This is a genomic window from Streptomyces sp. NPDC004788 (assembly GCF_053601115.1).
The window spans coordinates 21,432-28,897 of sequence record NZ_JBSGBF010000101.1 but is presented as its reverse complement, the minus strand read 5'-3'; the positions used below and the strand labels follow the sequence as shown (position 1 = coordinate 28,897).

The 7,466-nt window shown below is 73.3% G+C and carries 7 protein-coding genes; 1 reads left to right on the top strand and 6 read right to left on the bottom strand.

The genetic code is table 11. The annotated features are described in order from the left end of the window. Positions 1-261 precede the first annotated feature (261 nt). The 4 genes from fxsA to ACWEJX_RS31470 form a co-directional block, all read right to left on the bottom strand. On the bottom strand, positions 262-855 hold the full coding sequence (gene fxsA, locus ACWEJX_RS31485) for an FxsA family membrane protein (RefSeq protein WP_451610829.1): 594 nt from the start codon (positions 853-855) through the stop codon (positions 262-264). A 119-nt stretch (positions 856-974) separates the two neighbouring features. Continuing rightward, the gene (locus tag ACWEJX_RS31480; RefSeq protein ID WP_451610828.1) at positions 975-1,751 is read right to left on the bottom strand and encodes a polyprenol monophosphomannose synthase; all 777 of its coding nucleotides are present in this window, start codon (positions 1,749-1,751) and stop codon (positions 975-977) included. A gap of 404 nt (positions 1,752-2,155) precedes the next feature. After that, positions 2,156-3,778, bottom strand: coding sequence for an amidohydrolase (locus tag ACWEJX_RS31475; protein ID WP_451610827.1), 1,623 nt, complete (start codon positions 3,776-3,778; stop codon positions 2,156-2,158). Positions 3,779-3,857: 79 nt separating this feature from the next. Next, positions 3,858-4,298, bottom strand: coding sequence for an Lrp/AsnC family transcriptional regulator (locus ACWEJX_RS31470; protein WP_189976755.1), 441 nt, complete (start codon positions 4,296-4,298; stop codon positions 3,858-3,860). A 224-nt stretch (positions 4,299-4,522) separates the two neighbouring features. Between ACWEJX_RS31470 and ACWEJX_RS31465 the strand changes: the two genes are divergently transcribed. Beyond that, the gene (locus ACWEJX_RS31465) at positions 4,523-4,915 is read left to right on the top strand and encodes a hypothetical protein (RefSeq protein WP_451610826.1); all 393 of its coding nucleotides are present in this window, start codon (positions 4,523-4,525) and stop codon (positions 4,913-4,915) included. 171 nt (positions 4,916-5,086) lie between these two features. On the opposite strand, the gene ACWEJX_RS31460 is transcribed toward ACWEJX_RS31465, so the two are convergent. Together ACWEJX_RS31460 and ACWEJX_RS31455 are read right to left on the bottom strand one after the other, a co-directional pair. Beyond that, entirely contained in the window at positions 5,087-6,190 is a 1,104-nt protein-coding gene (locus ACWEJX_RS31460) for a phosphotransferase family protein (protein ID WP_451610825.1), read from the bottom strand. Between the two features lie 9 nt (positions 6,191-6,199). Then, positions 6,200-7,321, bottom strand: coding sequence for a hypothetical protein (locus ACWEJX_RS31455; RefSeq protein ID WP_451610824.1), 1,122 nt, complete (start codon positions 7,319-7,321; stop codon positions 6,200-6,202). Positions 7,322-7,466 lie beyond the last annotated feature (145 nt).

Genomic DNA, 7,466 nt, shown 5'->3' with positions numbered 1-7,466 from the left:
CCCTCCCCCCTTCGGGGGGGGGGGCCCCCAGCACAATTGCCTCCCCGCGGGGGGGCCGGTACCCGGAGGGTTCCCCGGGCCCCCGCGGCGTTTCCGTACCGCTTTCGAGCCCGTTTCCAGACCCCCGCCGTACGAGCCCGTTTCCGTACCCCCGCCGTACGAGCCCGCTGCCGGACCCCGTCGTACGAGCCGGGGCCCCGGCCGGCACGGCACACGCCGCGAGGGCCCGGGAAACCCGGGCCCTCGCGGCGTTCAGGAAGCTCAGGGCATCAGCGGCGGGCGGTCGTCCCGGGTCTCGCGCGGGCCCCGGGGCGCGTCCTCGCGGATGACCTCACCCTGCACGACCTTCCCGTCCGGCCGGTGCATGCGGGCCTGCTGGAAGGCGTCCTGCAGGCTGCCCGGCGCGGCGGCGCCCATCCGCCGCTCCACGGCCTTCTCCGCGTACCGCCCGACGGCCGTGCGGACCTGCGGGATCAGGAGCAGCAGACCGGCCGCGTCGGAGAGCAGGCCGGGGATCATCAGGAGTAGTCCGCCGAGCATCAGGAAGCCGTTGCGGTCCGCCGCGCCGGTCCGGTCGTCGGGCTGCGGCACCTCGCCGCGCCGCGCCGCCTCCTGCGCCCGCTGGAAGGTCCCCGTGAGGTTGGCGAAGGCGCGCCGGCCGGCCCGTTTGATCACGGTGGCACCGAGCACGGCACCGGCGACGAGCAGCAGGAAGACGGTGAGGCCGCCCACCGCGTTCGCCACGACGGTGAGGAGCCAGATCTCCAGGACCAGCCAGACGGCGAGGCCCAGCGGGAGGAACGTGCGCGCCCTGGAGCGCTGAGGGGCGAGGGGGGCAGATGCGCCGGTCGTCATGCACCCCAGTGTGCCTGGGAGCCCGCAGGAACGTCGTAAAGGAGAGATCAGTACGGGATGGGATCGCCCCCCGGGGGGGCGACACCTGAGGAGGACCTCAGGAGGACTTCAGCAGGACTTCAGGAGGACTTGCGGCCGAGCAGCCTGCCGACCTTCTCGGCCCGGGCGGTGAGGCCCCAGCCGGTGACCCGCCACAGCGCCTCGACGACGATGTTGCGGCTCATCTTGGAGTCGCCGATCTCGCGCTCCACGAAGGTGATGGGGACCTCCACGACGTGGAAGCCGGCGGCGACGGCGCGGCGGGCGAGGTCGACCTGGAAGCAGTAGCCGGCCGAGGCGACGTCGTCGAGGCCGAGGCCCTCCAGGGTCTCCTTGCGGAAGGCCCGGTAGCCGCCGGTGACGTCGCGGATGGGGACGTCGAGCATCAGGCGGGAGTAGAGGCTGCCGCCGCGGGAGATGAACTCGCGGGACTTGGGCCAGTTGACGATGCGGCCGCCCGGCACCCAGCGGGAGCCGAGCACCAGGTCGGCGCCCTTGAGGGCGGTGAGCAGCCGGGGCAGTTCCTCGGGCTGGTGGGAGCCGTCGGCGTCCATCTCGACGAGGACGCCGTAGCCGTTGTCCATGCCCCAGCGGAAGCCGGCCAGGTAGGCGGCGCCGAGCCCCTCCTTGCCCTTGCGGTGCAGGACGTGGACGTGGTCGTCGTCGGCGGCGATCTCGTCGGCGAACTTGCCCGTGCCGTCGGGGCTGTTGTCGTCGGCGACGAGGACGTGCGCCTCCGGCACCGCCTTCCGCACGCGCGCGACGATCGGCCTGATGTTCTCCGCCTCGTTGTACGTGGGGATGATCACCAAAGCCTTGCCGAGCGGGCCGTAACGCCTCTGGCCACCGTCGTTCACTACTGCCCCTTCGGGATACGTACGCGAGCCCCCACCATAGCGAGCCCCGCGCACGAAGTGCGGGATCGGGGCCCGGCGTCCTTCGGGCCGACCCGGGACCCGCTGGCTGCGGATCGGCCGAGGCCGTTGTCTACTGAACGCCGGTACCCCACCCGGGTCGCACCCTCCGCCGGAAAAACCTTCCCTCGCCCCCGAGGCGCGGGCGGCGTTCGGTGCCTGCGTGGAGGTCTGCAACCGGTCGGACGTCCGTGGTGGACGGGCCGAACCTACCGGCCGCCGACGGCCTGCTGTCAACACCCGTTTGACCTGCGGCGATGAACCGTCCCTGGCGGAGCCCCAGGAGGATCCGCAGGTCAGTGGGCGAGCCCGGAAAAAGCCGGACGGCCGTACGAAATGTACTCACATCACTCGTTCGGCCGGACGAACACGGTCTGCCCGGAGACGACGGTCGAGAGGCAGACCGGGAGCTCGGATCCGGGGGACAGATCCGGCAGGCCGGGGGTTCCGGAGCGCGGGTCGGTCGACCAGCGGGCCACCCGGTCGTCGGGCGCCTGCACCACCAGCTCACCGGTGCGCCAGATCGCGTAGTCGGCGGGTGCGCCGGGGACCAGGGTGCCGGCGTCGTCGCGGCCGACCGCGCGCCAGCCGCCGCGGGTGTGCGCGGTGAAGGCAGCACGGACGGAGACCCGGTGCTCGGGCGTCCGGTGGAAGGCGGCGGCGCGCACGGTGCCCCACGGGTCCAGCGGGGTGACCGGGCTGTCCGAGCCGAAGGCGAGCGGCACGCCGGCGCGGAGCAGTGCGGCGTACGGGTTGAGGGTACGGGCCCGCTCCACGCCGAGGCGGTCGGCGTACATGCCCTCGTCGCCGCCCCAGTAAGCGTCGAAGGCCGGCTGCACGGAGGCGGTGAGGCCCAGCTCGGCGAAGGCGGCGATCGACTCGGGGCTCAGCATCTCGGCGTGCTCGACGCGGTGCCGGGCGGAGCGGATGCGGGCGAGGCCCAGCTTCTCGGAGGCGGTGCGGACGCCCTCGACGACCGCGTCGACGGCTGCGTCGCCGATGGCGTGGAAGCCGGCCTGGAGTCCGGCCTCGGTGCAGGCGACGACGTGGGCGGCGATCGCGGCCGCGTCGAGGTGGGCCACGCCGGCGTGTCCGGGGCCGGCGTGGTCGGCGTACGGCTCGTGCAGGCAGGCGGTGTGGGAGCCGAGGGAGCCGTCGGCGAAGAGGTCGCCGGCCGCGCCGAGGGCGCCGAGCGCGCGGGCCCGCTCGATGTCGAGGTCGGCCCAGTATCCGACGATCCGGGGGCCGGGCTCGCTGCGGGCGAGGTCCATCAGGCCGGTGAAGTCGTCCTCGGAGGAGATCTCCGGGCCGCCGCACTCGTGCAGGGTCCCGATGCCGAGCGAGGCGGCGTGCTGCCGGGCGGCGCGCTGGGCCTCGGTGCGCTGCTGCGGGGAGAGCGCGGCGTAGGCGGCGGCGCGGGCGGCGTGGTGGGCGTCGCCGGTGAGCGGCTGCTGCCCGTCGTGGAAGCCGTCGAGCGCGCGGATCCCGGGGACGAGGTCGAGCAGGGCGGTGGTGACGACGGCCGAGTGGACGTCGATCCGGGTGAGGTAGAGCGGGCGGCCGCCGGTGAGCTCGTCGAGCTCGGCCCGGGTCAGCGGGCGGCGCTCGGGCCAGCGGGCGGCGTCCCAGCCGTGGCCGATGAGGATCCGGTCGGCGGGGCGGGCCGCGGCGTGGGCGCGGATCCGCTCGGCCGCGTCGGCGAGCGAGGCGGCGGCGGACAGGTCGAGGCCGGTGAGGGCGAGACCGGTCGCGGTGGTGTGCACGTGGGCGTCGACGAACGCGGGGGTGACGAGCGCGCCCTCCAGGTCGACCACCTCGTCCACGCCGGTGGCGAAGGCGTCGGCGGCGCCTTCCGAGCCCACCCAGGCGACGTGCCCGCGCTCCACCACCATGGCGGTGGCGAAGGGATCGGCGGGGCTGTGGACTTCTCCACCGCGCAGCAGCACGGTGCGGTGTTCGTACGCGCTCATCCCACCAGGCTAGGACCTGGTGGGGGCCGCTTTGTCCGCCGGGCCCCGGATGCGGGCCCCGGGCCCACAGGCCGGGCCCCTAGATGCGGGGCGGCCTGGCCTCGTACGGGGTGGACAGGACGACGGTGGTGCGGCTGGAGACGTGGGCCTGGGAACGGATGCGGCTGAGCAGGTGCTCCAGCTCCAGGGGGGTGGCGACGCGCACCTTGAGGATGTAGTTCTCCTCCCCCGCGACGCTGTGGCACGCCTCGATCTCGGGGATGTCCGCGAGCCGGTCGGGGGTGTCGTCGGGGGCGCTGGGGTCGAAGGGTTTCACCGAGATGAAGGCGGTGAGCGGCAGGCCGACGGCCTCCGGGTCGACGACGGCGGCGTAGCCGCGGATGACTCCGCGCTGCTCCAGCCGACGGACGCGCTGATGCACGGCCGACGTGGACAGGCCGGTGGCCTTGCCCAGGTCGGTGTAGCTCATGCGCCCGTCCTTGACGAGCAACTCGACGATCTGACGATCCAGCTCCTCCATGTGGTGACCCTATTGCCCCGGAGGGGCCGGAGGACAGCCGGGGGCGACCCTTATGCCACGGATCGGACATCCGCGGGGCACCTGCGAGCGGCATGTGACGAACGCCACAGGGTTTGAGGGGCCTCGGACGGGACCTCACGGTTATGCGGTGCCCCGTATGGGAATTGCTTGCTGTGGTCGAGGCCGATCAGATCCGGCCGACCCGTTCGAGGGGGAGATTCTCCATGCAGGAGCCTGTTGATTCCGTCGGCACGTCCGTCGACCCGTCCGAAGAGACGCCCGACGAGCTCGACGCGTACGACACCTTTGAGATGTTCCGGGTGATCTGCCCGGAGTGCGACCAGCCGATCGCGCTGCTCGCGGACGAGGACGTCCTGCCGGAGCACGCGCTCTGCCCGACGCCGTGGAACCCCTTCGTCCTCACCGTCTGCTCCGGTACGGGCCGGCCCGCCGCCGACCTCAGCCCCGCGGACGAGACCCTGGAGGTCCAGGAGCAGGACACCGCACTGCTCCTGACGCTGCCTCAGGGCCTGGACTGGCGGATGCAGCCGTTCTCGCACGTCGGCGGACCGGGTTCGCGCCCGATCAAGCGGAGCTCGCTGCGCCGCGCCGCCTGACGCACGACCCGCCGGACCGGCTCGCACCGGTCCGGCTCGCACCGGTCCGACTGTCACCGGTCCCTCGCCACGGGTCCGGCCGTCGCGGGTCCGGCCGTCGCGGGTCCGGCCGTCGCGGGTCCGGCTGTCACCGGTCCCTCGCCACGGGTCCTGCTGTCACCGGTCCGGCCGTCACCAGTAGCGTCCCTGCACCATCGCCGCGAGCGTGGCGTGGTGCAGGATCAGGCCGTCGGGATTCTCCGGCACCTCCACCTCCCCGAAGTACGCCTGGCGGTAAGCGATCCTGAGCATGACGATGGCGTGCCGCAGCGCCGCGTAGAGGGTGTGGAACTCCATGTCCCGGGGCGTGTGCCCGGTGAGTTCGGCGTACCGCCGCTCGATCGTGTCGCGGCGCAGGAAGTCCGGCAGGCCGGGCTGACCGAAGCCCACCGTGAGGTCCTGGAAGAAGCGGTGCAGATAGACCGTCCACCCGAGGTCGACCTCGCGCGGGGCGAAGGCGGCCATCTCCCAGTCGAGCACGGCCGCGGGCCTGAACCCGTCGTAGACGATGTTTCCGATACGGGCGTCGCCCCAGGTCAGCACGGCGGGCCCCGGGTCCGCGGGCCAGTGCCGCTCCAGCCAGTCGAAGGCCGACTCGATGAGCGGTGAGGGCGCGAGACCTTCCACCACCCAGGAGTAGTAGGCGCGTTGGGCGTCGACGTGCCGCCGCAGCGGGTCCCCGGCGCCTTCCGAGCCTTTCGGAAGCAGGAACTCCGCCTCCTTCGCCGGGAACTGGTCGTGCAGCCGCGCCAGGATGCCGACCGACTCGGCCTCCAGGACGGCCCGTTCGGCGTCGCTCGCCGCGTGCAGCCAGTTCCCCTCGTACGTGTAGGGCATCACGTCCGGCGGCACCCTCCCCTCCGCCCGCGCCATCACGAAGAAGGGCGCGCCGAGCGGTCCCGGGTCCTCCTCCAGCCACAGCACCCGGGGCACGGGTACGTCGGTGTGCTCGGCGACCAGGCGCATCACGCGGTGCTGGCGGGCCATGTCGTACACGGGGAAGACGGTGTACGCGGCGGGGTCGGCGGCCAGCCGCAGCGCGCAGCCACGGACCGGGGCGTCCGGATGCTCCAGGTCGAAGAGCAGCGTCTCGCTGGACATGCCGTTGGAGCCGGGTACGGCGAGGCCGGCGACCCGCGCGCCGGGCAGGCGTGCGTCGAGCCAGGCGGTGAGGCGGCGGCCGAGTTCCTCGGGGTCGCGGGTGGTGGTGCGGGGGCGGGGTGCCTGGGCGGTCATCCGCACTCCTTACGAGGCCGTGGAGGTGTGATCGGCGAAGCCGCTCGGGTCGTGGCGGCCGAAGGAGCCGTGCTCGAAGATGCCGTGGCCGACGCGGCCGTCGAGGGTGAAGCGGGCGGCGTGGTCGGTGACGCCGAACGCGGCCAGGGGGTGGGCGGACGGGTCGGAGAGGTCGTACACCCGGCGGTCGGTCCAGTCGCGGCCCTGCCAGCTGCCGTGCTGCCAGTCGGGCGCGGGCGGGTAGCCGGCTCCGACGGCGAGCGGGGAGGACGCGAGGATCTCGACGCCGATCTCCAGGGGTTTGCCGGCCGGGTCGGCGAGGTGGACGACGGCGCGTTCCGGGTCGCGGGTGCCGGGGCGGTACGTGATGTCGGTGCGGGGCCAGCCGAGTTGGGCGTCACGCTTGCCGTCCCGTACCAGCAGCGCCTCGTTCAGCGTGCGGTAGCCGTCCGCGTCCTCCTGGACGATGACCATGACGAAGCGGTCCTCGAAGCGCATCGGGATCCAGAGCCAGTGGAAGCCCTCGGGGCGGAACTCCTCGGCACGGCCCGGTTCTTCGCCGGGCAGCGGCCGGACGCCCCAGCTGCGGTCGCGGGTGCCGGTCCACTCCCCCGCCGTGACGGTGAACTCCTCGCCGCCCGCCCGGATCACGCCCGCACAGTGACCGGCCTGCACGAAGCGGCGCCCCTCCAGGGTGAGGCGGTCGCCGCGGCGCTGGGTGTGGTGGGGCTCCCAGACGGCGGGGAAGTCGCCGGTCCAGGCGAGGTCGAAGGAGAGCCCGTCGGGGTCGTCCGGGTCCGGGTCGCAGTGCAGGCCGAGCCGGCGCAGCGGTTCGTCGACGGTGATGCGGAGCGGGCCGACGGCCAGGTTCATCCGGTCGTCGCCGAGGGCGTCGGAGGCGCGGACGGCGTGCAGCCGGTCGCCGGTGCGCAGGGTCGCGTAGGCGTCGACGACGCCGGCGTTGGGGTAGACGCCGAGGCCGGCGATGAGCAGGGCGCGGCCCTGGTGGTCGAAGACGTGGAAGATGCACCGGTCGTAGGCGTTCCGGTCGCCGCTGACGTGGTGCTTCATGGAGAGCGGTGCCTGGTGCACGGGGTATTCGTCGAGCGGGACGGGCCGGTCGTCTGACACGTGTTACCTCCTCGGCGTCGAAGCGGATCTGACGGTATGTCAGATATCCTGCCGAGGGCCAGAGTCGTGCACGGCGGGAAGGTCCGGGGACGCGTCGAACTGCCGCTCGACCACGTCCGGCGGTGACCGGCAGTCCGGCCGGACC

What these genes read in the sequence shown, in the direction of transcription:
- fxsA (WP_451610829.1), bottom strand. Translation starts at nt 855, where the DNA reads ATGACGACCGGCGCATCTGCCCCCCTCGCCCCTCAGCGCTCCAGGGCG.
- ACWEJX_RS31475 (WP_451610827.1), bottom strand. Translation starts at nt 3,778, where the DNA reads ATGAGCGCGTACGAACACCGCACCGTGCTGCTGCGCGGTGGAGAAGTC.
- ACWEJX_RS31470 (WP_189976755.1), bottom strand. Translation starts at nt 4,298, where the DNA reads ATGGAGGAGCTGGATCGTCAGATCGTCGAGTTGCTCGTCAAGGACGGG.
- ACWEJX_RS31465 (WP_451610826.1), top strand. Translation starts at nt 4,523, where the DNA reads ATGCAGGAGCCTGTTGATTCCGTCGGCACGTCCGTCGACCCGTCCGAA.
- ACWEJX_RS31460 (WP_451610825.1), bottom strand. Translation starts at nt 6,190, where the DNA reads ATGACCGCCCAGGCACCCCGCCCCCGCACCACCACCCGCGACCCCGAG.